The sequence below is a fragment of the Microbacterium sp. A20 genome, assembly GCF_004794515.1.
Classification (GTDB): domain Bacteria; phylum Actinomycetota; class Actinomycetes; order Actinomycetales; family Microbacteriaceae; genus Microbacterium.
In genome coordinates, this window is sequence record NZ_SSDF01000037.1 from 1 (window position 1) to 24,488 (window position 24,488).

The following is a 24,488-nucleotide window of genomic DNA, read 5'->3' on the forward strand; positions in this document are numbered from 1 at the left end:
GGCGCCGTCGCGCGAACCCGTCGCGCGCTTCACGGCGGTGCAGATGGAGGCCCTGCTGGTCGAGCTCGGCGACCTGGTCCGCGCCCGCGGCGACCAGCCGACCGGCCCCGTCGCACAGCTCCTGGCACAGGACCGGGAGAAGGGCACTCACCTGGTGGAGACTCTGCGGGCCTGGCTCGACGCCTTCGGCGACGTGGCGGTGGCGGCCGGCCGGGTGTACACGCACCCCAACACGTTCCGGTATCGGCTGCGCCGGCTGTCGGAGATCAGCGGGCTGGACCTGACCGACCCGGAGGCGCGGTTCTCCGCGATGGTGCAGCTGCGGCTGCTCGTGCCCGGCGACTGAGGAGACGGGGCCGGCTGAGGCTCGTGGCCCGTCGCCGTCGACACCCGGCGTGTGCGGCTTGTGGCCTTCCGTCGAGTGCGCGTGATGCCCGCTCGTGGCCGGCATCCTGCGTTCTGACAGATATCTCACCACGAGATGCGCATTCAGACCATAGAGTGATTTCCGATTGATCGATCCGATCAATCTTGACCGCGCGAGGAAGGCGACGGTGATCGAAATGGCCACTCTCGATGAGACCGACCGGAGGATCCTCGGGGTCCTCGACACGGACCCCCGGCGTCCGGTCGCCCTGATCGCCCAGGATCTGGGCCTCGCCCGCGGCACCGTGCACGCACGGCTCGATCGACTCGAGTCCGGTGGATACCTGCGCGCGCACAGCTCCCGCATCCTCCCGCAGGCGCTGGGCCGCGGCGTCGCGGCCTCGATCCTCGTCGAGCTCGATCAGCACAAGATCACCGCCGCGATCGACGCGCTCAGTCGCGTACCCGAGGTTCTGGAGTGCTTCGCCCCCGCCGGCGACACCGACCTGCTGCTGCGGGTCGTCGCGAAGGACCCGGACGACCTCTACCGGGTGGCCGAGGTGGTGCGACTGTGCCCCGGCATCCTCCGCACCTCGACGAGCCTGTTCCTGCGCGAAGTGATCCCCTACCGAGTGAGCGCACTGCTGAACGCGGAGTAGTGCGCGGCGGTCAGCCGATGATGCGGGCGCCGGGCACCGGACCGTGCACGTGCAGCGGATCGAGGCCGATATCGCGCAGGGAGGACTGCACGTCCTGCGCCGTCTCGGGGTTCGGGCAGAGCAGCGCGACCGTGGGGCCGGATCCGGACACGATGCCCTGGAGCGCCCCGGCGGCGACTCCCTGACGGATCGTCTCGGCGAGGTCGGGCCGCTCGTACAGCGCGGCGGCCTGCAGGTCGTTGTACAGGGTGTCGGCGAGCTGGGCGGGGTCGCCCGTCCGCAGGGCCTGGAGCACCGGGATCGGCACATCGAGTGACAGCGGCGGGTCGTCGGCGAGAGCGCCCTCTTCCTCCCGCATCAGGTCGAGACGCTCATAAACCACCGGCGTCGAGAGTCCCTGGTCGCTCGGGACCAGGATCCAATCGAAGCGGCCGCGTGCGAGCGCCGGATTGAGCTGATCGCCACGGCCGGTGCCGACCGCCGTGCCGCCGTGCAGAGCGAACGGCACATCGGCGCCGAGACGGGCGGCGAGGTCGTGCAACCGCGCCGGCGACAGCCCCGTGCCCCACAGCGCGTCGCAGGCGACCAGAGCGGCCGCGGCATCCGCCGACCCACCGCCCATGCCGCCGGCGACCGGAACGCTCTTGCGGATCTCGAGCGCGACGCCGCCCCGATGGTCGACGGCGAGCGCGAGGAGTTTGGCGGCGCGCATCGCGAGGTTGCGGTCGTCGAGCGGGACGGAGTCGATGTCCTCCACTCCGGTGACCGTCACCGAGAAGTCGTCGGCCGGGCGCGCGATCACGTCCTCATACAGCGAGACCGCCTGGAAGACCGTCGCCAGTGCGTGGTAGCCGTCGTCGTGCCGCCCGCCGACCCCGAGGTAGACGTTGATCTTCCCCGGGGCGCGCACGTGCACGGAATCGGTGAACGCGGCGTGGCTCATGATGGGGTCACAGCTCCGAGGACTTCGCCCACAGGTTGACGTCGATGGCACCCGCGAGCTCGTCGATGCGGGCCAGCTCCTCGGTCGTGAAGGCCGGGCCGTTCACGGCCGCGATGTTCTCGTCGAGCTGCTCCGGACGCGAGGCCCCGATCAGCGCGGATGCGACGACCGGATTGCGCAATGTCCACTGCAGCGCCAGCTGCGCGAGCGACTGGCCACGCCCCTGCGCGACGTCGTTCAGCGACCGCAGGGTCTGCACGGCCTCATCCGTCAGGCGGCCGTCCGGCAGCGAGCCGCGCTTCTGCGCACGCTCGGCCGTGCCGTCGCCGAGGTACTTGTCGGTGAGCAGCCCCTGTGCCAGCGGGGTGAAGGCGATGGCGCCGAGTCCCGACTGCTCGAGGGTGTCGGTCAGGCCGTCTTCGACCCAGCGGTTCAGGATCGAGTAGGCCGGCTGGTGGATGACGAGCGGCGTGCCGAGCTCCTTCGCGACGGCGACGGCCTCGGCCGTGCGCTCGGCACTGTAGGAGGAGATGCCCACGTAGAGGGCCTTGCCCTGGCGCACGAGCGTGTCGAGCGCGCCCACGGTCTCGGCGATCGGCGTGACCGGGTCGACACGGTGGGAGTAGAAGATGTCGACGTAGTCGAGGCCCATCCGGGTCAGCGACTGCTCGGCGCTCGCGAGGATGTACTTGCGGCTGGCGAAGTCGCCGTAGGGCCCGGGCCACATGTCCCAGCCGGCCTTCGACGAGATGATCAGCTCGTCGCGGTACGGGCGGAAGTCCTCGGCGAAGATGCGTCCGAAGTTCTTCTCGGCCGAACCGTAGGGCGGGCCGTAGTTGTTCGCCAGGTCGAAGTGCGTGATACCGCGGTCGAACGCGTGGCGCAGCAGGGCGCGCTGGTTGTCGAGCGGGATGTTGTCGCCGAAGTTCCACCACAGCCCGAGCGAGATCGGGGGCAGGTACAGACCGGACGTGCCGACCTGGCGGTAGGAGAACTGCTGGTAACGGCTCTCGTCCGCCGCGTACGGGCGGTGCAGCTCGGGGACATCGGGACGGAAGCGGGGGGAGTCGGTCACGGTGCCAGATTAGTCCCTGGTGCCTGTGCGGCGATGCGCTGGTAGTCCTCGACCGTGAGGTCTTCACCACGGGCCGTCGGCGCGACCCCGGCGGCGATCAGCACCTCGGAGGCGGCCGCCGAGCTGCCGAAGATGCCCGACAGCGCCTGACGGAGCATCTTGCGACGCTGGTTGAAGGCCGCATCGACGATCTGGAACGTGCGACGCCGCTCCTCCTCCGTGCCGCGTTCCCCTTCGGAGCGGTCGAAGCCCACGAGCAGGCTGTCGACGTTCGGCACCGGCCAGAACACCTGGCGCGAGACGTTGCCGGAGAGCTTCCACTCGCCGTACCAGGCCGCCTTGACGCTGGGCGAGCCGTAGATCTTCGAACCCGGCTTGGCGGCCAGCCGCTCGGCGACCTCGGCCTGCACCATCACGACGCCGCGCTGCAGGTACGCGAAGTTCTCGAGGAAGTGCAGCAGCACCGGGACCGAGACGTTGTACGGCAGATTCGCCACCAGCACGGTGGGCTCCCCCGGCAGTTCGGTGATGCGGAGCGCATCCGCGTCGACGACCGTGAGCCGGTCGGCCTCGACCCCGTGCTCGGCGGCGGTCTGCGCGAGGCGTGCCGCGAGGCGGTGGTCGATCTCGACGGCGGTGACGGAAGCCCCGGTCTCGAGGATCGCGAGGGTCAGGGAGCCGAGCCCCGGACCGACCTCGACCACGCGCTCGTGCGGCTGCACACGAGCCGCCTGCACGATCTTGCGGACGGTGTTCGCGTCGGTGACGAAGTTCTGGCCGAGCTTCTTGGTCGGGGTGACGTCGAGCTCGGCGGCGAGTCGGCGGATCTCGGTGGCGCCGAGCAGGGTGACGGTCATCCTGCCATTGTCCCCTACTCTCGCGGTGTCCCCCGCCCGCCGATGTCCCCCGCCGTCAGTAGTCTTCTCTGGTGCCCTCCCTCGGTGAACTGATCGCGCCCCGCCGCATGGGCCGCGATTTCCGCTGGCTCCTCGCGTCGTCGTGGACCAGCAACATCGGCGACGGCGTCGCGCTCGCGGCGGCACCCTTGCTGATCGCCTCGATGACCTCGTCGCCGATCCTGGTGGCGGCCGGCGCGATCCTGCAGTTCCTCCCCTGGCTGCTGTTCGGGCTGCACGCCGGGGCGATCGCCGACCGCTTCGACCGACGCCGACTGGTCATGTTCGCCAACGCCGCACGAGCCGTCGTGCTCGCGGCGCTCTGCGTGTTCCTCGTCACGGGCGTCGCGAACATCTGGATCGTGCTCGCCGTCGCGTTCCTCTACGGCACCGCCGAGGTCTTCGTCGACACGGCCGGCAGCACGCTGCTGCCGATGCTGGTGAAGCCCGCCGACCTGGGCATCGGCAACGCACGACTGCAGGCCGGGTATCTGGTCGCGAACCAGTTCGCCGGCCCGCCGCTGGGCGCGTTCCTGTTCGCCGCGGGCTCCGCGTGGCCCTTCCTGCTCGAGGTGGTGTGCGTGAGCTTCGCCATCGTCCTCATCTCGCGCATGGCGAAGACGCCCGTCCCGCCCCGCGAGAGCGACACCCATCCGCCCGTGCACACCGACATCGCCGAGGGCATCCGCTGGCTGTGGCGCAACCCACCGGTGCGCATGCTGGTGCTCATCATCCTGGTCTTCAACATCACCTGGGCGGCGCCCTGGGGCGTGCTCGTGCTGTACGCGACCGAACACCTGCACATGGGCGCTGTGGGCTACGGAGCGCTCACGACGGCATCCGCGGCGGGCGGCATCCTCGCCACCCTCAGCTTCGGCTGGCTGGAGCGGCACGTGTCGTTCGCGACACTGATGCGGGTGGTGCTCTCACTCGAAGTGCTCATGCACCTGTCGTTCGCGCTCACCACGACCGGCTGGGTGGCCCTGGTCATCATGTTCTTCTTCGGCGCCTACGCGTTCGTGTGGGGCACGATCTCCACGACCGTGCGGCAGCGGCTGGTCCCCGCCGAGCTTCAGGGGCGCGTCGCCTCGGTGAACATGGTCGGGGTGTTCGGCGGCATGGTCGTCGGCCAGGCGCTCGGCGGCGTGATCGCCCAGGTCTGGGGGCTCACGGCACCCTGGTGGTTCGCCTTCGTCGGCGCGGCGCTCACGCTGCTGCTGGTGTGGAAGCCGATCTCGCAGATCGTGTCGGCGAAGCCGGTGGACGAACCGGAGAGTCAGTCGGCGAACGAGCCGTAGACCCGCAGGGTGTTCTCGGCCAGCTGGGCGCACAGCTCATCGACCTCGATGCCGAGCTCGGCCGCCATGAAGCGCACCGTGATCGGCACGAGGTAGGGCGCGTTCGGGCGGCCGCGCAGCGGTACGGGAGTGAGGAACGGCGCATCCGTCTCGACGAGGATGCGGTCGAGCGGGGTGACCTTCAGCGCATCCCGCAGGTTCTGCGCGTTCTTGAAGGTCACGTTGCCCGCGAAGGAGAGGTGGTACCCGGCATCGGCGCAGATGCGGGCCATCGCGTCGTCGCCCGAGAAGCAGTGGAACACCGTGCGCTCCGGGGCGCCGACGCGCGTCAGGGTCTCCAGCACCGCATCGTGCGCGTCACGGTCGTGGATCTGCATCGCGATGCCGTGCTTCTTCGCCAGCGCGATATGCGCCTCGAACGAGGCGAACTGTGGCGCCCGGCGCTCGGGCTCGGTGCGGAAGAAGTCGAGTCCCGTCTCGCCGATCGCCCGGGTGCGCGGGTGCCCCGCGAGCTCGTCGATCACCGCGATCGCCTCATCCAGGCGCCCTTCTTCCGCATAGGTCGGCGCGTCGTTCGGGTGGATGGCGACGGCGGCGAGCACGCGCGGATCGGATGCCGCGGCCTCGACCGCCCACCGCGACGACTCGATGTCGCCCGACGCCTGGATGACGCCGGCGATGCCCACGGCCGCCGCCCGATCGAGCTGCTCGGTCAGCGACAGCGGGTCGTCACCGTCGACGATCTCCAGATGCGCATGGTTGTCGTACACCGGGACCGTGAGCGGCTCAGGAGCGGCCGGATACTTCAGATCCTTGCGTCCGTCGCCGTCACGGCGCTGCACATACGTGCCCGACATAGACGTGCCCGACCTCTCCGTCCCCGACCTGGCTCAGGCCGTGGACTCCACCCGCGGGAACAGCGGCGCGAGGCCGTTGACGCTGGTGCCGGGGCGCAGCACACCCCAGGCTCCGGCCTCGCGGAGCGGCTGGTCCTGCAGACGACCTAGGGTCTCGGCGGCGCCGAGCGCGACCCACAGCTTCTCGGTCGACTGCGGCATCACGGGCGAGAGCAGCACTGCGAGCGCGCGCAGGCCCTCGGCGCAGGTGTACAGCACGGTGCCGAGGCGCGCGCGCTGGCCCTGGTCGCGAGCGAGCGCCCAGGGCTCGTTCTCCGTGATGTAGCCGTTGAGCGCATCGACGATCGTCCAGATCGAGGAGATCGCCTCGTCGATGCGGAACTGCGCGACAGCGGCATCCGCGTTCGACCCGGCGTCCGCGACGATCTTCTGGATCGCGAGGTCCTTCTCGGTGTACTCGGCCGCGGGCGGCACGACGCCCTCGAAGTACTTCTCGATCATCGCCGTGGTGCGCGAGGCGAGGTTGCCGAAACCGTTCGCGAGCTCGGCCTGGTAGCGGGCCGAAAGGTCTTCCCACGAGAACGAGCCGTCCTGGCCGAACGCGATCGCCGAGAGGAAGTAGAAGCGGTACGCGTCGGAGCCGAACACGTCGGTGATCTCGGTCGGCGCGATACCGGTGAGCTTCGACTTCGACATCTTCTCGCCCCCGACCAGCAGCCAGCCGTGCGCGAAGACGCCCTTGGGCACGTCGAGCCCGGCCGCCATCAGGAGGGCGGGCCAGATCACCGCGTGGAAGCGCAGGATGTCCTTGCCGACCACGTGGTACGCGGGCCACCGGCGCTCGAACGTCTCCTCATCGGAGCCGTAGCCGACGGCCGTGGCGTAGTTGAGCAGGGCGTCGACCCACACGTAGATGACGTGCGACTCGTCCCACGGCAGCGGGATGCCCCAGTCGAAGGTCGAGCGCGAGATCGACAGATCCTTGAGGCCCTGGCTCACGAACGACACGACCTCGTTGCGCGCCGAGTCCGGGCGCACGAAGTCGGGCTGCGTCTTGTACAGCTCGAGCAGGCGGTCCTGGAACTCGCTGAGCTTGAAGAAGTAGTTCTTCTCCTGCAGCAGCTCCAGCGGCTTCGAGTGGATCGCGCACACCTTCAGCCCCTCGAAGGGACCGGTGCCGTCGACGATCTCCGACTCGGGCTTGAACTCCTCGCAGCCCACGCAGTAGAGCGCCTCGTACTCGCCCGCATAGATGTAGCCGCGGTCGTACAGCCGCTGGAAGAACGTCTGCACGTTCGTCTCGTGGCGCTCCTGCGTCGTGCGGATGAAGTCGTCGTTCGCGACGTCGAGGGTCTTCAGCAGCGGGAACCAGCTCTCGCTGACCAGCTTGTCGACCCACTCCTGAGGAGTGACGTTGTTCGCCGCCGCGGCACGCAGCATCTTCTGACCGTGCTCGTCGGTGCCGGTGAGCATCCAGGTGTCATCCCCCGCCTGGCGGTGCCACCGTGCGAGCGTGTCGACGGCCACCGTCGTGTACCCGTGGCCGATGTGCGGCACGTCGGACGGGTAGTAGATGGGCGTGGTGATGTAGAAGGATTCGCCTGCGGGCATGGAGCAATTCTAGGTGTCCGGGCACGGGTGGTTACGCGCTCAGGCCACCGAGACGTCGATGCGATGCCATCCCTGTGCACCGTCGGGTGCAGGTGGCGCCGGATCCGACGTCTGGGTCTCCCCGTCGACGCTGAGCGCCCGGCACTCGATGGTGTGCGATCCGCTCTCCGCCGTCCAGTCCAGGCTCCACTGCACCCAGGTGTCCGCGGAGATGGCGGTCCCGAGTTCGGCACGACGCCACGGCCCGTCGTCGACGCGCACCTCGACCCCCGCGATGCCGACCTGCTGCTGCCACGCCATCCCCGCGATCACCGTGTCACCGGCCGGGACCGACTGGCCGCGCCGCGGCACATCGATGCGGGACTGCAGCTTGATCGGCCCGCGCTCAGACCATCCACGTGTGGTCCAGTACGCGGTGGCGCGGTCGAAGCGGGTGACTTCCAGCTGGGTGACCCACTTCGTGGCGGACACGTAGCCGTAGAGCCCCGGGACCACGAGTCGCGCCGGGAAGCCGTGTTCGATCGGCAGCGGCTCACCGTTCATGCCGACGGCCAGCAGGGCGTCGCGGTCGTCGGTGAGGGCCTCGATCGGTGTGGATGCCGTGAAGCCGTCGGACGAGGTCGACAGCACCATGTCCGCGTCGGGGTCGACGCCCGCGCGGGCGAGCAGCTCCCGCACCGGGACGCCCAGCCAGCGGGCGTTGCCGATCAGCGAGCCGCCGACTTCGTTCGACACGCACGCGAGGGTGACGTCCGACTCCTGCATCGGCAGGGCGAGCAGCTCGTCCCACGTGAGGCGCACCTCGCGCTCGACCATGCCGTGGATGCGCAGCGACCAGTCGACCGGATCGATCCGAGGGACGATCAGTGCGGTGTCGATGCGGTAGAACTCGGCGTTCGGGGTGACGACGGGAGCGAGTCCGGGGATCTTCAGGTCCGCACCGGCGGGGATCGGTGCCGCCGTTCGCGCGGCCTTCGGCAGCCGCAGCGCATCGCGGACCGCTTCGATCGAACGGGTGGCCCCGCGCGCGACGTTCCCGACGATCAGGAACACGAGTCCGGCCGCCGCGGCACCCGTCGTCCAGATCAGGAACCGGCGCCGGTCGATCTCGTCCGGGGCGAGGCCCGCGACCGGCCGGAGCCGCTGCACCAGCATCCGCAGGGCGATCACCGCGACGAGACCGGCGACGAGGCCGGGGAGCCAGGCGAACGGCCCGGCGCCGGGGCGGATCAGCGCGGCCACGACGGCGAGCGCGCCGAGGGCGGCGAGGATCACGGCCCCGATCGGCGGACGCCGCAGCTCCAGGATGCCGGCGAGCGCGGCGACGACCGCGAGGACGATGGCGACGCCCACGATCAAGGCCACCTTGTCGCCGGTGCCGAACAGCGCGATCGCCGTGTCCTTCGCCCAGCTCGGCGCGAGATCGATGAGTCCGCTGCCGATCACGGCGAAGGGGCTCGCGCTCGGCTCGACGATCGCCGCGACCAGCTCGGCCAGGCCGACCGCGACCAGGGCCGCGACCAGGCCGGCGGCCGCGGCCCGGAGCGTATCCGATCGCCTGGCGTGCATCGCGGGGGTCATGTCCCGAGGGTAACCCCCGGCGCGCGTTCGCGCGCCGCATCCGGTTCGCGCGCGTGCCTCGGCCTTCCGCGCTTCCCTCGGCCGAATTGCGGGGAATCGGCCGAGGGAAGCGCGTTTGTCCGAAAGTGGTGCGGGCACCAGCGGACGCGGATGCTCAGAAGTCAGAGCGCATTGCGGCGCGCGACCTCCCCGAGCCAGGCGAGCGAAGGCTTCGGCGAGCGCTCGAACGTCTCGCGGTCGAAGCCGATCAGGCCGAACGTGGGGGCGAAGCCGCTGGCCCACTCGTAGTTGTCGAGCGCACTCCAGTGCTGGTACGCGCGCACGTCGATGCCGTCGGAGATCGCGCGGTGCAGCCCCTCGAGCGCACCCTGCGTGTAGGCGATGCGGCGGGTGTCGTCGGCGGTCGCGATGCCGTTCTCGGTCACGAGCACCGGCACCCCGCCGCTGCGCTCCCACGCGCTGCGCACACCCATCTCGAGCGCCTCGGGGAAGAACTCCCAGCCGGTCAGTGTCGTCTCGACATCGGGCGACACGGGCCGCGGCCCCTCCGGACCGATGAAGGTGCGCGTGTAGGCCTGCACACCCACGAAGTCGTCGCCGGCCGACTGATCCAGGTACCAGTGGTCGCGCGGGTCGCCGTACTCGGCGAGCATCTCGTCGGCGCCGGGCTCACCGGTGGAGTGGAAAGCCTGGGTGGCGATCGTCCAGCCGGCCTTGACCCCGGACACCGAGTGCAGGATCTCGGCGGCACGGTGGTGCGCATCGAGCAGGGTGTCGGCCACGGCGAGGTCGGGGTTCGGGAGGCCGAAGGCCACGAGGTTCGCGGCATCCTCTCCCCCGGCCAGCATCGCGGCGATGTTCGGCTCGTTGATCGTGCACACGTACTCGACGCCGTCGAGGATCGGGAGCACGGTCTCGACGTACCGGGCGAACAGGTCGACCGCGTCATCCGCACGCCAGAAGCCGTCTTTCTGGAACCACTGCGGCACCGTGAAATGCATGAGCGTGACCGTGGGGTCGAGCCCGTTCTCGCGCGCCGTGTCGATCATGCGGCGGTAGTGGTCGAGCATCGCCCGGGAGACGAAACCGCGCTCGGGCTCGATCCGCGCCCACTCCACCGAGAACCGGTAGGAGTTCAGCCCGGCGGCGGCGAGCAGCCGCATGTCCTCCGGGTAGCGGTGGAAGTGGTCGGCGGCGTCACCGGAGGGCTCCACCATGGGCGAGCCGGGCGCATGTTCCATCGCCCACCAGTTGCTCGTGGTGTTGTTGCCCTCCACCTGGTGGGCCGCTGTCGCGGCACCCCACAGGAAGCCGTCGGGGAATGCGAGCACGAGTGCTCCTTTCTTTGTGGATGTCGTCGGGAGGATCAGTGAATTCGTGCCGGGTTGGGCACGGCGTCCAGCAGCTGGATCGTGTACGGATCCTCCGGATGCTGCAGCACCTCGGCGGTCTCTCCGCGTTCGACGACGCGGCCGCCGTTGAGCACCAGGATGTTCTGCGTGACCAGTCGCGCGCTCAGCAGATCGTGCGTGATGTAGAGCATGCTGATGCCCCATCGCTCGCGCAGATCCTCCAGCAGCGCCAGCACGCCCGCGCGGAGCGAGACGTCGAGCATCGAGACCGGCTCGTCGGCGATCAGCACCTGCGGGTCGCTCGCGAGCGCCCGGGCGATCACCACGCGCTGCCGCTGTCCACCCGAGAGCTGATGCGGCAGTTTCGCCGCGAACTGCTCCACGGGGGTCAGGCCGACCGTCTCCAGCAGCTCGAGCACCCGAGCCCGCGCCTCCTGTCCGCGCAGCTTCGTGTAGTTCATGACCGGGCGGGTGAGGGCGTACTCGACCGTGTGCAGCGGGTTGAGCGCCGCATACGGGTCCTGGAACACCATCTGCACGTCCTTGCGCAGATCACGGAGCCCCCGGCGCTTGAGCGTGGCCACGTCGGTGTCGCCGAAGCGGACCGTGCCGGAGGTCGGCTTCTCGACGCCGGTGAGCATCTTCGCGATGGTCGACTTTCCCGAGCCGGACGCGCCGACGAGCGCGAGCGCCTCCCCCGGTTCCAGTCGGAACGACACGTCGTCGACCGCGGTCACTGCTTCCTGCCCACGGCGCGGAGCCGGGTAGTGCTTGGATACCCCGTCGACCACGATCGCCGCATCCGCACGGCGCGAATCCCGCGACGACACGGTCGGCAGGGTCTCGGTGACATCGGTGCGCGCACGGCCTTCGCTGCGCCGCGTTCCGAGGTCGACGAAGCCGGGGATCGACAGGGTCTTGGCCCGCGGGTCGGCGTAGTGGCTCAGCAGCATCCGCGTGTACTCGTCCTGCGGCCGCTGCAGGATGTCGATGCTCGGCGCGTCTTCCACGATGCGTCCCTCGTGCATCACCATCACCCGGTCGGTCGCCTCGAGCACGATGCCGAGGTCGTGGCTGATCAGGATGGCCGTGAACTGCTCGGCCCGCTGCAGCTCCTTGATCGTGTCCATGACCGCGTGCTGCACGAGCACGTCGAGCGCGGTGGTCGGCTCGTCGAACACCATGAGCTGCGGTTCGAGCGAAAGCGCGAGCGCGATCGAGGCGCGCTGGCGCATACCGCCGGAGAGCTCCCCCGGGTAGCGGGCGAGCACCGATGCGTCGAGCCCGACCTTGCCGATGAGCTCGCGGGCCCGCGCATCCCGCTCGCCCTTGGGCACGTGGCCGTGGGCGGCGAAGATGTCGCGGAAGTGGTTGCCCACCGTGCGCACCGGGTTCAGTGCGTTCATGCCCGACTGCAGCACCATGGCGAAACCGCCCTGACGCTGACGACGCAGCTCCTCGGCATCCAACTCGCGGATGTCGCGCCTGCCGAAGAGGATGCGGCCTCCGCTGATGCGCGCCGGCGGCTTCTGCAGCCGGGTGAGCGCGAAGCCGAGGGTCGACTTGCCCGACCCCGACTCGCCGACCAGTCCGACGAACTCGCCACGCCGCAGCGAGAACGAGACGTCATGGACGGCGGCGACCGGCGTCGCTCCGGGTGAGGCGTATTCGACGGAGAGGCCCTGCACGTCGAGCAGGATGTCGTGGCCCGTGGTTGTCGTCTCGGGTGCCATGGCGGTCATCGGCCCTTCCCCTCTCGCAGGCGCGGATTGGAGATGCCGTCCACGCCGAAGTTGATCAGTGTCAGGCTCAGAGCCAGCAGTGCGATGCACAGACCCGGGGCGAACAGCAGCAGCCACTGCCCGGTGAGCAGGGAGTTGGAGTTCTGCGCCCAGTAGAGCATGGTGCCCCAGCTGACGATGCTGGAGTCGCCGAGTCCGAGGAACTCCAGCCCCGCCTCGGCGAGGATCGCCGCCGTCGCCGCTCCGAAGAGCGTTCCGGCGATGATCGACGTCATGTTCGGCAGGATCTCGCGGAACACGATGCGCGTCCGGCTGTCACCCGAGAACTGCGCCGAGGTGACGAAGTCGTTGCCCCGGAGCGACTGGGTCTGGCTGCGGAGCACGCGAGCGCCCCATGCCCAGCCGGTCACCACGATCACGGCGATGATCATCAGGATGCCGCCGTTCTGCAGGTACGCGGCGATGACGATCATGAGAGGCAGGCCCGGGATCACGAGGAAGAGGTTGACGATGAAGCCGACCACCTCGCCGAGGAAACCGCGCATGTACCCCCAGCTGAGGCCGATCAGTACGGCCACGATGGTGGAGAGGATGCCGGCGGCGAAGCCGACCAGGAGGCTGACCTGCGCGCCGAAGATGAGCTGGCTGAGCACGTCCTCCCCCGCGGCCGTCGTCCCGAGCCAGTGCTCCCAGGACGCGTCGGCGTTGCGCTCGAAGCCGTTGTCCTTCGCGCCGTAGGGAGCGAGCACCGGGGCGAACACCGCCACCAGCACGAAGAAGGCGAGGATGCAGAGGCCGAGTCGGGCCTTGCCGTTCGACCAGAGGGTGGCGACCATGCGCCCGAAGGCGCGCCACGGGCTGGGCGCGGCGATGCGCTCGGCGGGGATCTTGACGTTCATGGTGGAAGTCATCGGCGTGTCCTCGGGTCGAGAACCCCGTAGAGGATGTCCACGAGGAAGTTGGCGATGAGCACGCTCACGGTGATCATCAGGAAGAGCGCCTGCATGAGCGGGTAGTCCTGCCCGATCACGGCGTTGAAGAGCAGGTATCCGATGCCGGGATAGCCGAAGACCTGCTCCACGAGGATCGATCCGCCCACGACACCGCCGAGCGTGAGCCCGAAGCCGGTGAGGTTCGGCAGGATCGCGTTGCGCGCGGCGTAGCGGAGGGCGATGGTGCGGCCGTGCAGGCCGTTCGCCTCGCCGAAGGTGATGTAGTCCTCACCGAGCGTGTTGATCATGGCGTTGCGCATGCCGATGATCCAGCCGCCGAGGGAGGTGAGCAGGATCGTGAGGGCCGGCAGGAACGCGTGGCTCAGCAGGTCTCCGAGGAACTCCCACGTGAATCCGGGGGTCGTCGTCGCGGAGTAGGCGCCCGTCGTCGGGAACCAGTGCAGCACGTAGCCGAAGAAGAACAGCAGCAGCAGCGCGGTCCAGAAGTAGGGGAACGTGCTGAGGAACGAGCCCGTCAGCGTCGGCAGCGTGTCGAGCCAGGTGCCGCGGCGCCAGGCGGCCGCCACGCCGATGAGCGTGCCGATCACGAACGCGAGGATCGTGACGATGCCGACGAGGCCGATCGTGTACGGCAGCGCGGTCGAGACCATGCTCGACACCGACTGCGGATAGAAGGTGTAGGAGACGCCGAAGTCGAGTCGGACGACCTGACCGAGGTAGGCGATGTACTGATCCCACAGCGAACCCGTCGGCACACCCAGCTGGGCTTCGATGGCGGCGCGCGTGGCATCCGACACAGGCCCGTTCTGGGACAGCTTGGCGATGGCGGCATCCGCCGGCGAGCCCGGCATCATGCGCGGGAGGAAGAAGTTCAGGGTGACCGCGGCCCACAGGGTGAGCACGAACAGGCCGAACTTCTGGAGCACGTACTTCACTTGTCGTCCTCCTTCACTCGCTCGAGCCGCGTGAAGATGCCCAGCGGCGCGGAGTCGTAGTTCTGGGGAATCATGTACGGGTCTTCCTCGCTGGGCCAGCCGGTGAACTTGGCGTCGTTGAACAGACCCCAGATGCCGCCGTAGTACAGGCCGATCACGGGCAGTTCGTCGTAGACGATGCCCTGCAGTTCCTTCACGATCTCCGCCTGGCGGTTCGTGTCGACGGTCTCGCGGTATTCGGCCAGCAGCGCATCGACGTCATCCGAGCGGTAGCGCTCGAAGTTGTTCGCGGTCGGTTCGCCCGACGGCACGTAGAACTCGCTCGAGAGCAGGTTGTTGTAGGCCTGGTAGACGTCGCCGTTGCCCATGCCGCCGATCGCCATCTCGAAGTCGCCGTTGCTGATCGCGCTCTGGTAGCCCGCGGGCTGCGGGAGCTTGAGCGTGACCTTCACACCGACCTCGGCGAGCTGGCTGCGCACTGTCTGCGCGGCCCTGGTCCAGTCGGTGAAGCCGTTGGCCGTGGTGAGGGCGAATTCGAGCTGCTCGCCGTCGGCGTCCACGAGCCGGTCGCCGTCGAGGGTGTAGCCGGCTTTCTCGAAGGCCTCGAGCGCGGCGTCCGCATCCTGGGTGATCATGCCGCCGTCGGGGATGCTCGGGTCGAGGTACTCCTCCTGGTTCGGGAGGATGAGTCCGGTCTGACCGGCCGGCTTCATGTAGCCCTCGGAGGCGGTCTCGGCGATCTCCTCGCGATCGAGGGAGAGCGCGATGCCCCGGCGCACGTTCACGTCGTCGAACGGGGCGACCTCGAGGTTCGGCATCAGCGCGATCACGCCGCCCGGCGGGAACCACCACTTGTTGTCCGGACTCGCGGCACCCCAGGTGCCCTCGACGTCCGAGATGAACGAGTAGGCCCAGTCGTACCCGCGGCTCACGGTGTCGAGCTGCGAGTTGGTGGCGGGCAGGATGATGTGCTCGATCTCGATCTTGTCGGCCTGCCAGTAATCGGCGTTGCGGTCCATCGAGTACTGCTGGTCGTTGTAGTTGCCCAGCACGAACGGCCCGGTCCCGACCGGTGTCTCGTTGCGGTACGTGGCAGGGTCCTTCACGTCGGACCAGAGGTGCTCCGGCACGATCATGGTCTGGCCGAGGATCGGCAGCGACGGCGCATCCTCGGTCTGGAGGTGCATGATCACGTCGTCGCCCTCGGTCTCGACGCTCTCCAGGTGCTGCCAGGCGCCCTTGATGTCGAGCGCGGGGTTGTCCTTCAGCAGCTGGAACGTGAAGGCCACGTCATCGGGGGTCAGAGCCTCGCCGTCGCTCCACTCCACGTCGTCTCGGATCGTCATGACGATGGTGCGGGCGTCGGGCTGGCTCCATTCGGAGGCGAGCCAGGGGTTCTGGGTGCCGTCGAGCGGGTTGACCAGGATCAGCGGCTCGTAGATCCACCGCGACGCCGTGCGCGTGTTGGTGAGATACGGGTTGAAGTTCTTCGTGAAGAACGGGTTTCCCTTGTCGGCGTTGATCAGCATCGTGTCGTCGCCGATCGACGGATCGGGTTGCGACGTGATCTGGATGCTGCAGCCGCTCAGTGCGACCGCTGCTGCCGCGAGGCCCACGATCGCCGCTCTGCGCCAGCGCTGGATCACGCGCCCTCTCGGTGTTCTGCCACCGGACATCTGCCACCTCATGTCGTCTCTGTCATGACCGGCGGCCCGCGCCGCCTCAGTGATTGTAAGCGCATACATTTTTCGAAAGCAACCCCTTGACACCGGCGTGGCGCCGTGCCGCGGGGCGTCAGGAAGGGCGCTGCGAGCTCTCGCGCAGGATGATCTGCAGCGGCAGGCGAGCCAGCACCGGCTCGGCGTCCACGCTCTCCAGACGCCGCGCGAGCACCTGCACCGCCGCTCGCCCCAGGTCGATCATGGGCTGGCGGATCGTGGTGAGCGGGGGGCGCGACAGCGCGGCCGCCTCGATGCCGTCGAACCCGGTCACGAGGACGTCTTCTGGCACGCGGATCCCGGCGCCGCGGAACACGTCGAGCGCGCCGAGCGCCATCTGATCGTTCGCGGCGATCAGGGCCGCCGGTGCAGCGGATGCGGCGAGCTCCTCGGCCGCACGGCGGCCGGATCCGCGCGTGAAGTCGCCGCGGAGGACGCTCACGTCGTCGAGGGATCGGCCCGCAGCCGTCACCGCCGCGGCGAACCCCTCCAACCGCTGCTGGCCGTCCGGCGAGTCCGCCGGTCCCGCGAGGAAGGCGAGCCGTCCGTCCCCCACCTGGGCCAGGACCTGCCGGGTCAGCTCGGCCATCGCCTCGGCGTTGCTCACGGTGACGTGGTCGTAGTGGTCGCCGCGCGGGGGGCCGGAGAGGACCACGACCGGGATGCGTCGCGCGAGGCGCGCCAGCACGTCGTCGGGCACACTGCTCGCGAGCACCATCAGACCGTCGACACGGCCGGCCATGTCTCGCACCGTCGATCGGTCGGGATCGTCGCGTCCGACGCCGACCATGAGCACGAAGCCCTGCTTCCACGCTTCCAGCTCCGCACCGCGGAGCACCTCGTCGAGGAAGAGCATCGAGGTGTGCCCGTCGTCGGCATCCGCGTCATCGCGGACGAGCGCGAACGGTGGTGCATCGGCGGCGGAGAGCGCGTCCAGCGGCGGAGCGTCTTCGGCGGCGTCGAAGCCGGGGAAATACAGCCCGAGCACCCCGGTGCGGCGCTCCGCGAGCCCCCGGGCACTGCCGCTGGGCACATAACCCAGTGCGGCGACGGCGTCGAGCACGCGCTCCCGCGTGATCGGGCGCACGGCATCCGGCGAGCGCAGCACGCGCGACACGGTGGCGATGGACACACCGGCCCGATCGGCCACGTCGTACACGGTCGCCGCCTTGCTCACGGTCATGCCCCTCCGGAGCGGGCGGCGAGCGCGGCCTGGTAGAGGTCGCGGGAGGAGAGGCCGGTGAGCGCGGCCACCTCCGAGGCGGCATCCTTCAGGCGGATGCCGTCGGCGACGAGCTTCTGCACCTGGGTGAGCGCGTCCTCCGGCGAGGCGTCCCGGCGGGCTGCACCCTCGACGACCACGACGATCTCGCCCTTGACGCCGTTCTCGGCCCAGGCGACCAGCTCGGATGCCGTGCCGCGGCGCACCTCCTCGTACAGCTTCGTGAGCTCGCGGCACACCGCGATCCGGCGCTCGTCTCCGAACGCCGCCCCCATGTCGGCGAGCGCGCTCGCGAGGCGGGCGGGTGACTCGAAGAACACCATGGTCCGCGGTTCGGCGGCGAGAGCGCGAAGGGTCGAGCGGCGCTCTCCCGGCTTGCGCGGGAGGAAGCCCTCGAAGGTGAAGCGGTCGGTGGGGAGGCCGGAGATCGCGAGTGCCATCAGCACGGCGCTCGGACCGGGGATCGCGGTCACCGTCACGCCCTGCGCCACCGCCTCGGCGACCAGCCCGTAGCCGGGGTCGCTCACGGTCGGCATCCCGGCGTCGCTCATCACGACGATGTCGGTCTCCGCAGCGAGGGCGGCGAGCTCGGCGGCCTTCTGCTTCTCGTTGTGGTCGTGCAGCGCGATCAGGCGCGGACGGTTCTCGATCTGCAGCGCCTTCAGGAGTCGCACCGTGGTGCGGGTGTCTTCCGCGACGACGACCTCGGCGTTCTCCAGCACCTCCACCAGGCGGCGGGACGCGTCGCCGAGATTTCCGATCGGAGTGGCGGCGAGGATGATCACCCGCCCAGCTTAGGCGCGTTGTCTAGGCTGGACCGGTGACCGCGCCCGTGCCCCTGCTCCCCGCCCCCGAGGCACGGCTGACGCGCTACGGACGACTCCGCGATCGCGTGCTCCTCGACCCCGACTGGGGCCGCGCGATCCGCTGGCTCGCGCCGCTGGTCATCACCGCCGTGGCCGCCGTGCTCCGCCTCATCGGCGTCGCCCATCCACATGAGCTGGCGTTCGACGAGACCTACTACGTCAAAGACGCCTGGTCGCTGTGGACCCTGGGCTACGAGGGCACGTGGGGCGATGGCGCGAACCAGGCGTTCCCGAGCGGCGAGGATCTTCCGCTCTCCGATCAGGGCGCGTTCATCGTGCATCCGCCGCTGGGCAAGTGGCTGATCGCGCTGGGCATGGCGATCGGCGGCCCGGAGAACAGCGGCGGCTGGCGGCTGGCCACGGCCCTCTTCGGCACGGCATCGGTCTTGCTGGTGTATCTGATCGCCCGACGCCTCAGCGGCTCGGTGGTCGTCGCGAGCGTGGCCGGCACCCTGCTCGCGATCGACGGGCTCAGCATCGTGATGAGCCGGATCGCCCTGCTCGACGGCATCCTCACCTTCTTCATCCTGCTCGGCGTGCTGTTCGTGCTGATCGACCGGCAGCGGACGATCCCGGTGCTCGAGCAACGCGACCCCGACGCACCCGACCCGTTCTGGGGACCCGTCCTGTGGCGGCGTCCGTGGCTGGTCGCCGCGGGGCTCGCCCTGGGCGCGGCGTGCGCGGTGAAGTGGTCGGGACTCTACGTCCTCGCCGGCTTCGGGCTGTACGTCGTGGTCACGGACGCCCTCGCTCGGCGCCGCGCGGGCGTGGTGCTCTGGCCGACCGCCGCCGCATTCCGCCAGGGACCCGTTTCCTTCGTGCTCCTCGTCTTCCCGGCTCTCGCGGTCTACCTCGTCAGCTGGACCGGCTGGCTCGTGACCGCCGGTGGATACGACCGCAAGAGCGACGCCAACCCCCTGCTCGCGCTGTGGAAGTACCACGAGTCGATGCTCGGATTCCACGTCGGCCTGAGCCGCGGGCACCCTTATGCGAGCCCGGCGTGGGAGTGGCCGCTGCTGCTGCGCCCGACCGCCGTCTGGGTCGACCCCTCCCCCTCGGGATGCGGCACGGATCACTGCATCGGCGTGATCTCCGCCGTCCCCAATCCACTCATCTGGTACGGCGGGGTCGCCGCGGCCGTGTATCTGATCTACCGGCTGGTGCGCAGCTGGATCACGCGACAGCCGGTCGGGCCGGAGCTGACCGTTCCGCTCGTGGGACTCGCCGTCACCTACCTGCCGTGGCTGATGTTCCCCGAGCGCACGATCTTCCAGTTCTACACGGTCGTGATGATGCCGTTCCTCGTGCTCGCGCTGGCGATGACGCTGCGGGTCATCGCCGGAAAGCGCGAGGACCCGTTGTACCGGCGGCAGTCCGGCGAGCGCACGGTGATGATCTTCCTCGTGTTCGTCGTGCTCGTCTCGGCGTTCTTCCTGCCGCTGTGGACCGGGATGAGCGTGCCGTACGAGTTCTGGCTGCTGCACAACTGGCTGCCCGGCTGGGTGTGAGGCGCTAGGCGGGATCGTCTGTCGCGACGTGATCCACCAGCGGGAGCACGCGCCCGGAGAGGTGCGTGCGCATCGCGATCGATGACGCCGTGCGCGCGACGCCGGGCACGAGCGCGACCCGGTCGAGCACCTCCTGCAGCCGCGTGGCATCCCGCGCCACCAGCCGCAATTGCATGTCGCTCGCCCCCGTGACCGTGTGCATGTCGACGATTTCGGGCACCGCGTCGGCGAGGGCCGTCGCCACCTCGTCGTGCCCGACCTTCTGATCGATCTCGACCAGGCAGAAGGCGACCACGCCGTAGCCGAAGCCGGCCGGGTCGACGCGCGGCACGATCGCCTCGATCACCCCGCCCTCATGCAGGCGCGCGAGACGGCTCGTCGCGGTGCCGCGGGCGATCCCGAGCCGCCGCGCGACCTCGAGGATCGGCAGCTGCGGCGACTCGGTGAGCAGCCGGATGAGCTGGGCGTCGAGGCGATCGATGCGCATCGGCTACTCCCGGGGTACGCCGGGCCGGGCGACTCCCCTGGTCGCCCGGGCGACGAGGAGCAGCACACCGGTGAGCGCGAGGGTCAACAGCAGCTGGATGCGCGCCGCCTCATCGATCATCGCGAGCGCGATCACCGCGGCGAGCAGCACCAGGCAGAACCAGGACAGCCACGGGAAACCCCACATCCGCATCGGCATCTCCTCGCCCGCGCGGTCCGCGCGAGTGCGGAGGATGATCTGCGCGATCGCCGTCGCCGTCCAGATCACGAGCAGCGTCGAGCCGACGACGTTGAGGAGGGCCGGCAGGACGACATCGGGGAACGCCCAGTTGAGTCCCACCGTCACGAAGCCGAAGGCGACCGAGGCGAGCACGGCGACGAACGGCACGCCCTTGAGGCTCGTGCGGGTGGCGGCCAGCGGAGCGAGGCCGCGCTCCCCCAGCGAGTACGCCATGCGGGAGGCGCCGTAGATGTTCGCGTTCATGGCCGACAGCAGCGCGATGATCACGATCAGGTCCATCACGAGGCCGACGCCGGGCACGTTCAGGGTTTCGAGCACCGCCGAGAACGGGCCGTCCTTGACCGCGGGGTCGTTCCACGGCAGCACCGCGACGATCACGAAGATCGACCCGACGTAGAAGACGAGGATGCGCACGAGCACCTCACGCACGATGCGGCGGATGTTGTGTGCGGGGTCGTTCGACTCGGCGGCGGCGATCGCAACGACCTCGGTGCCTCCGAATGCGAACACCACGATGAGCAGCGCACCCGCGATGCCGGCGATGCCGTTCGGGGCGAAGCCGCCGTTGTCGACGAGGTTCGCGATGCCGGTCGCGGGCACCCCGGGATGAGCCCGACGATCGCGCACACCCCCACCACGAGGAAGGCGATGATCGCCGCGACCTTGATCGCCGCGAACCAGAACTCGAAGCGACCGTAGTTGCGCACGCCGAACAGGTTCACCGCGGTGAGCGCCACGACGAAGATCAGCACCCACACCCAGGCGGGGATGCCCGGCGTCCAGTTGGCCACGATCGCACCGGCGCCCGTCGCCTCGGCCGCGATCACGACGACGAGCTGGATCCAGTAGAGCCATCCGACCGCGCTGCCGACGCTGCGCCCCATCGCCTTCTGGGCGTACGAGCTGAAGGCACCGGAGCTCGGTCGTGCCGCGACCATCTCGGCGAGCATCGCCATCACGAGCACGACGATGCCGCCGGCGACGAGGTAGGAGACCAGGACGGCGGGACCGGCGATGCTGATCGCCTGCCCGGATCCGACGAACAGGCCGGCGCCGATCGCGCCGCCGAGCCCCATCATCGAGATCTGGCGACGGGTGAGCCCCGGATGCAGACCCTTGGTGGTCGTGGTGGTGGGCGGGAGTTCGGTAGTCATGCAGCAGCCTCCGAAGTGGATGCGGTGAGCGCCTGTTCCACGCGATCGATGTCGGTCGAGGAGCCGGAGGAGATGCGGATCCCCTCCCCGGCGAAGGCCCGCGCGATCACGCCTCCCGCCTGCAGCAGCTCCTCGAGCTCCGGGGTGCGACCGCCGGACGGAACCCAGACGAAATTCGCCTGCGAGCGGACGGCGGGCCAGCCCGCGACGGTGAGCACGTCGTGCAGGCGCTCTCGTTGCTCGATGACCTCGCCGATGCGTGTGGCCAGCTCGTCCTCGGCATCCAGCGAGGCGAGGGCGGCGGTCTGGGCGAGGTCGGTCACGCCGAACGGCACGGCGACCTTGCGCTGGTTCTCGGCGACGGCAGCCGGGGCGATCGCATAGCCGATGCGGAGCCCGGCGAGCCCGTAGGCCTTCGAGAAGGTGTGCAGCACGGCCACGTGCGGGTGGCGGCGGAACAGCTCGATGCCGGCACCGCGGCTCTCGGTCGTGTCGAAGTGCACGTACGCCTCGTCGATCACCACGAGCACGTCGTGCGGCACGGCGGCGACGAAGCGCTCCAGCTCGTCGGCGCCCACAACGGTCCCGGTGGGGTTGTTCGGGTTGCACACCAAGATCAGGCGGGTGCGCGGGGTGATCGCGGCGAGCATCGCGTCGAGGTCGTGCACGTGGTCGGCGTCGAGCGGCACGGCCACCGGCGTGGCCCCGGCGATGCGGACCAGCGAGGGGTACGCCTCGAAGGACCGCCAGGCGAAGACGACCTCGTCGCCGTCGCCCGCCACCGCGTGGATGAGCTGCGCGGCGATCTCGACCGAACCCGCACCGACGGTGACCTCGGCGGGATCCACGCCGTAGCGGGCGGCGAGGCGCTCACGAAGGGCGGCGGCACTCATGTCCGGGTAGCGGTTGATACCGTCGATCCGGTCACGCACGGCCTGTGCGACCGAGGCGAGCGGCGGATGCGGCGATTCGTTGGAGGAGAGCTTCGACGCACCGGCCGGGGCGGAGCGCCCCTGACGGTACGCGGGAACGGCGTCGAGTCCGGCGCGGGTGGGGAGGGGCATCGTCAGAGCATCCTTGCTGTGATCGCGGGTGGGGTCGCGCAACAGTAGAACGGATGCCGGGCACTGGGCAATCGGTTCATTGGATGCTGCGCAACCCGCGCAACCGGACGGTGCCTGCGGGGGAATCGCTGTGCAGATTGTGCACCGCGGCCGGAGTGTCAGCGGGAGGTGGAGACCTCCGCCGGGTCACTCACGGGCAGGCGGCACACGAACGCACGGCAGTCGTAGGCGCGCTCTGCGGACGCGTCCTTGCCCTCGAACAGCTCGAACCCGGCAGCGGCGAACGCCTGCGCCTGCGCGGGAGTGACGACGGCGATGGCCTCGGCATCCGCGGCCCGGGCTGCTGCGGCGAGCGCACCGTCGCGGTCGGCCGTCGTCACCACGAGCTGCCGAGGCGGAAGGGCGAGGCCCGCCGCCACCCGCAGCAGCGTGCCGTGGGCGAAAGGCTGCTCGATCGCGCGCGACGCGAGGGCGCTCACGGTCGCGGCGGCGGCCTCGCGATAGCGGTCTCCTGCACCCAGCCACCAAGCGGTGAGCGCGGCCCCGGCAACGGCTGCGGCATCGGACGGCAGGTCACCGTCGGTCTGGTCGGGAGAGGTGGCGATCCCCTGCGCCGAGAGCAGTGGATCGTCGCCACCGGTGCCGGCGAGAGCGTCGTCGAGGATGCCGCGTGCGGTCACGGCCCACTCGGCGTCCCCGGTCGCCAGGGCGAGCGCGAACAGGCCGTCGGCGAGGAGCCCGAGGTCTGCGGGCGTCGCGACGGCGGCGGATGCGCGGCCGTCGAGCGATGTGCGCACGAGCGCACCCGCGGCGTTCCGATTGACCCGCAGCACGTGGTCGGCGGCGGCAGCGGCGGCGTCGATCCAGCCCTGTGCGCCGTAGGCCGCCCCCGCCCGGGCGAGGGCGCCGATCGCGAGCCCGTTCCACCCCGTGATCACCTTGCCGTCGACGGCGGGAGGCTCCAGGCCCGTCCGGTCGGCGACGGGACGCATGTAATAGCCGCCCTCGCTGCGGGCGCCGTCGATCGTCGACTCGGAATCCTGCGCGGCACCGAATCCACCGCCGTCGCGCCGCAGCACGTCGACCAGGAAGGCGGCGATTCCTCGCACCGTGGACTCCTCCCCCGCGTCCCGCGCGACGTCGAGCAGCTGCGCGTTGTCGGTGAGCATCCGTTCATAGTGCGGCACGGTCCAGTCACGCTGGGTGGCGTAGCGGAAGAAGCCGCCGTCGGCATCGCGGAGGTCGGAACCCGCCATCGCAGCGAGCGCCCGTGCCGCCGACGCCGCCGCCTGTGGAGCGCCCTCCCGCACCACCGGATGCTGCAGGAACCGCAGCGTGGTGGCGACGGGGAATTTCGGGGCGCCGCCGAAGCCGCCGTAGACGCGGTCCTCCCGCTGCGCGATCGCCTCCGCCGCCGTCGCGATCGCCACCACGTCGGGCAGGTCGGAGGGCCTGGAGTTCGCCGCGCGAGCGAGGGCGTCGGTCACGGCATCCGCCGACTCCTCGGCCTGCGCGCGCCGCAGCGTCCAGGCCTCCCGCACCGCGGCGAGCACGTCGCGGAACCCGGGCATCTGACCACGGGCTTCCGGCGGCCAGTAAGTGCCGGCATAGAACGTGCGACCTCGAGGCGTCGTGAAGACCGTGAGCGGCCAGCCGAGATTCTGCGTGAAGGCGGAGGCCGCGGCCATGTAGGCGCCGTCGACGTGCGGATGCTCCTCGCGGTCGACCTTCACCGCCACGAAACCGTCGTTGATGAGGGCGGCGGTGTCGGGGTCGGCGAACGACTCCCGCGCCATAACATGGCACCAGTGGCAGGTCGAGTAGCCGATCGAGATCAGCAGCGGCACGTCGCGGCGCCGGGCTTCGACAAACGCCTCCTCACCCCACGGGTACCAGTCGACGGGGTTGTCGGCGTGAGCGCGGAGGTACGGACTGAGCGTGTCGGCGAGCCGGTTCGTCAT

21 protein-coding genes and 1 pseudogene are annotated in these 24,488 nt (G+C 69.9%); 4 read left to right on the forward strand and 18 right to left on the reverse strand.

The features are described 5' to 3' along the window. A partial coding sequence (locus tag DW298_RS01945; RefSeq protein ID WP_136040832.1) for a helix-turn-helix domain-containing protein occupies positions 1-346 on the forward strand: 346 nt, incomplete at its 5' end. 217 nt (positions 347-563) lie between these two features. After that, on the forward strand, positions 564-1,025 hold the full coding sequence (locus tag DW298_RS01950) for an Lrp/AsnC family transcriptional regulator (protein WP_136040833.1): 462 nt from the start codon (positions 564-566) through the stop codon (positions 1,023-1,025). 10 nt (positions 1,026-1,035) lie between these two features. On the opposite strand, the gene DW298_RS01955 is transcribed toward DW298_RS01950, so the two are convergent. The 3 genes from DW298_RS01955 to rsmA are packed head-to-tail and all read right to left on the reverse strand — an operon-like array spanning position 1,036 to position 3,900. Then, positions 1,036-1,968, reverse strand: a complete 933-nt coding sequence (locus DW298_RS01955) for a 4-(cytidine 5'-diphospho)-2-C-methyl-D-erythritol kinase (protein ID WP_136040834.1) — start codon at positions 1,966-1,968, stop codon at positions 1,036-1,038. 7 nt (positions 1,969-1,975) lie between these two features. Next, the gene (mgrA, locus tag DW298_RS01960) at positions 1,976-3,043 is read right to left on the reverse strand and encodes an L-glyceraldehyde 3-phosphate reductase (protein WP_136040835.1); all 1,068 of its coding nucleotides are present in this window, start codon (positions 3,041-3,043) and stop codon (positions 1,976-1,978) included. Beyond that, the gene (rsmA, locus tag DW298_RS01965) at positions 3,040-3,900 is read right to left on the reverse strand and encodes a 16S rRNA (adenine(1518)-N(6)/adenine(1519)-N(6))-dimethyltransferase RsmA (protein ID WP_136040836.1); all 861 of its coding nucleotides are present in this window, start codon (positions 3,898-3,900) and stop codon (positions 3,040-3,042) included. The genes mgrA and rsmA overlap by 4 nt, the downstream gene beginning before the upstream one ends. Positions 3,901-3,971: 71 nt before the next feature. On the opposite strand from rsmA, the gene DW298_RS01970 reads away from it, so the two are divergent. Continuing rightward, on the forward strand, positions 3,972-5,237 hold the full coding sequence (locus DW298_RS01970; RefSeq protein ID WP_240744983.1) for an MFS transporter: 1,266 nt from the start codon (positions 3,972-3,974) through the stop codon (positions 5,235-5,237). On the opposite strand, the gene DW298_RS01975 is transcribed toward DW298_RS01970, so the two are convergent. The 10 genes from DW298_RS01975 to rsmI form a co-directional block, all read right to left on the reverse strand. Continuing rightward, positions 5,216-6,094 (reverse strand): TatD family hydrolase, encoded by an 879-nt coding sequence (locus tag DW298_RS01975; RefSeq protein ID WP_136040837.1) that lies wholly within the window; start codon positions 6,092-6,094, stop codon positions 5,216-5,218. The two genes, DW298_RS01970 and DW298_RS01975, sit on opposite strands and share 22 nt — an antisense overlap. 33 nt (positions 6,095-6,127) lie before the next feature. Beyond that, the gene (gene metG, locus DW298_RS01980) at positions 6,128-7,705 is read right to left on the reverse strand and encodes a methionine--tRNA ligase (RefSeq protein ID WP_136040838.1); all 1,578 of its coding nucleotides are present in this window, start codon (positions 7,703-7,705) and stop codon (positions 6,128-6,130) included. A 39-nt stretch (positions 7,706-7,744) separates the two neighbouring features. After that, positions 7,745-9,286 (reverse strand): molybdopterin-dependent oxidoreductase, encoded by a 1,542-nt coding sequence (locus DW298_RS01985; protein WP_240744984.1) that lies wholly within the window; start codon positions 9,284-9,286, stop codon positions 7,745-7,747. 161 nt (positions 9,287-9,447) lie between these two features. After that, entirely contained in the window at positions 9,448-10,617 is a 1,170-nt protein-coding gene (locus DW298_RS01990) for a family 1 glycosylhydrolase (RefSeq protein WP_136040839.1), read from the reverse strand. 35 nt (positions 10,618-10,652) lie between these two features. Next, positions 10,653-12,380 (reverse strand): ABC transporter ATP-binding protein, encoded by a 1,728-nt coding sequence (locus tag DW298_RS01995; protein ID WP_136040840.1) that lies wholly within the window; start codon positions 12,378-12,380, stop codon positions 10,653-10,655. Next, positions 12,377-13,291 carry an ABC transporter permease gene (locus DW298_RS02000; protein WP_136040841.1) on the reverse strand — a complete coding sequence of 305 codons (915 nt, stop codon included), beginning with the start codon at positions 13,289-13,291 and terminating at the stop codon, positions 12,377-12,379. Before DW298_RS02000 ends, DW298_RS01995 begins: the two co-directional genes overlap by 4 nt. After that, a complete protein-coding gene (locus tag DW298_RS02005) occupies positions 13,288-14,268 on the reverse strand; it encodes an ABC transporter permease (protein WP_021199908.1) in 981 nt (326 codons plus the stop codon). The genes DW298_RS02000 and DW298_RS02005 overlap by 4 nt, the downstream gene beginning before the upstream one ends. Then, on the reverse strand, positions 14,265-15,914 hold the full coding sequence (locus DW298_RS02010; RefSeq protein WP_136040842.1) for an ABC transporter substrate-binding protein: 1,650 nt from the start codon (positions 15,912-15,914) through the stop codon (positions 14,265-14,267). The genes DW298_RS02005 and DW298_RS02010 overlap by 4 nt, the downstream gene beginning before the upstream one ends. Before the next feature lie 148 nt (positions 15,915-16,062). Next, positions 16,063-17,169: a LacI family DNA-binding transcriptional regulator gene (locus tag DW298_RS02015; protein ID WP_136040843.1), complete on the reverse strand. Its 1,107-nt coding sequence runs from the start codon at positions 17,167-17,169 to the stop codon at positions 16,063-16,065. Beyond that, the gene (rsmI, locus tag DW298_RS02020) at positions 17,166-17,993 is read right to left on the reverse strand and encodes a 16S rRNA (cytidine(1402)-2'-O)-methyltransferase (RefSeq protein ID WP_136040844.1); all 828 of its coding nucleotides are present in this window, start codon (positions 17,991-17,993) and stop codon (positions 17,166-17,168) included. The genes DW298_RS02015 and rsmI overlap by 4 nt, the downstream gene beginning before the upstream one ends. Before the next feature lie 35 nt (positions 17,994-18,028). Here rsmI and DW298_RS02025 point away from each other — a divergent pair, with 35 nt between their 5' ends. Then, on the forward strand, positions 18,029-19,582 hold the full coding sequence (locus DW298_RS02025) for a phospholipid carrier-dependent glycosyltransferase (protein WP_136040845.1): 1,554 nt from the start codon (positions 18,029-18,031) through the stop codon (positions 19,580-19,582). Between the two features lie 4 nt (positions 19,583-19,586). On the opposite strand, the gene DW298_RS02030 is transcribed toward DW298_RS02025, so the two are convergent. The 5 genes and pseudogenes from DW298_RS02030 to DW298_RS02045 all read right to left on the reverse strand — a co-directional run bounded on the left by DW298_RS02030 (position 19,587) and on the right by DW298_RS02045 (position 24,488). Continuing rightward, a complete protein-coding gene (locus tag DW298_RS02030) occupies positions 19,587-20,069 on the reverse strand; it encodes an Lrp/AsnC family transcriptional regulator (RefSeq protein ID WP_029262641.1) in 483 nt (160 codons plus the stop codon). A gap of 3 nt (positions 20,070-20,072) precedes the next feature. After that, positions 20,073-20,909 (reverse strand): amino acid permease, encoded by an 837-nt coding sequence (locus tag DW298_RS19700; protein ID WP_275087533.1) that lies wholly within the window; start codon positions 20,907-20,909, stop codon positions 20,073-20,075. 65 nt (positions 20,910-20,974) lie between these two features. Further along, positions 20,975-21,463 (reverse strand): annotated as a pseudogene (locus DW298_RS19705) (amino acid permease); the annotation flags it as partial. Then, the gene (hisC, locus tag DW298_RS02040) at positions 21,460-22,527 is read right to left on the reverse strand and encodes a histidinol-phosphate transaminase (RefSeq protein WP_136040846.1); all 1,068 of its coding nucleotides are present in this window, start codon (positions 22,525-22,527) and stop codon (positions 21,460-21,462) included. The gene hisC and the pseudogene DW298_RS19705, both read right to left, overlap by 4 nt. A 158-nt stretch (positions 22,528-22,685) precedes the next feature. After that, a complete protein-coding gene (locus DW298_RS02045) occupies positions 22,686-24,488 on the reverse strand; it encodes a DUF255 domain-containing protein (protein WP_136040847.1) in 1,803 nt (600 codons plus the stop codon).

What these genes read in the sequence shown, in the direction of transcription:
- DW298_RS01950 (WP_136040833.1), top strand. Translation starts at nt 564, where the DNA reads ATGGCCACTCTCGATGAGACCGACCGGAGGATCCTCGGGGTCCTCGAC.
- DW298_RS01955 (WP_136040834.1), bottom strand. Translation starts at nt 1,968, where the DNA reads ATGAGCCACGCCGCGTTCACCGATTCCGTGCACGTGCGCGCCCCGGGG.
- rsmA (WP_136040836.1), bottom strand. Translation starts at nt 3,900, where the DNA reads ATGACCGTCACCCTGCTCGGCGCCACCGAGATCCGCCGACTCGCCGCC.
- DW298_RS01975 (WP_136040837.1), bottom strand. Translation starts at nt 6,094, where the DNA reads ATGTCGGGCACGTATGTGCAGCGCCGTGACGGCGACGGACGCAAGGAT.
- metG (WP_136040838.1), bottom strand. Translation starts at nt 7,705, where the DNA reads ATGCCCGCAGGCGAATCCTTCTACATCACCACGCCCATCTACTACCCG.
- DW298_RS01985 (WP_240744984.1), bottom strand. Translation starts at nt 9,286, where the DNA reads ATGACCCCCGCGATGCACGCCAGGCGATCGGATACGCTCCGGGCCGCG.
- DW298_RS01995 (WP_136040840.1), bottom strand. Translation starts at nt 12,380, where the DNA reads ATGACCGCCATGGCACCCGAGACGACAACCACGGGCCACGACATCCTG.
- DW298_RS02000 (WP_136040841.1), bottom strand. Translation starts at nt 13,291, where the DNA reads ATGACTTCCACCATGAACGTCAAGATCCCCGCCGAGCGCATCGCCGCG.
- DW298_RS02015 (WP_136040843.1), bottom strand. Translation starts at nt 17,169, where the DNA reads ATGACCGTGAGCAAGGCGGCGACCGTGTACGACGTGGCCGATCGGGCC.
- DW298_RS02030 (WP_029262641.1), bottom strand. Translation starts at nt 20,069, where the DNA reads ATGCGCATCGATCGCCTCGACGCCCAGCTCATCCGGCTGCTCACCGAG.
- hisC (WP_136040846.1), bottom strand. Translation starts at nt 22,527, where the DNA reads ATGCCCCTCCCCACCCGCGCCGGACTCGACGCCGTTCCCGCGTACCGT.
- DW298_RS02045 (WP_136040847.1), bottom strand. Translation starts at nt 24,488, where the DNA reads ATGACGAACCGGCTCGCCGACACGCTCAGTCCGTACCTCCGCGCTCAC.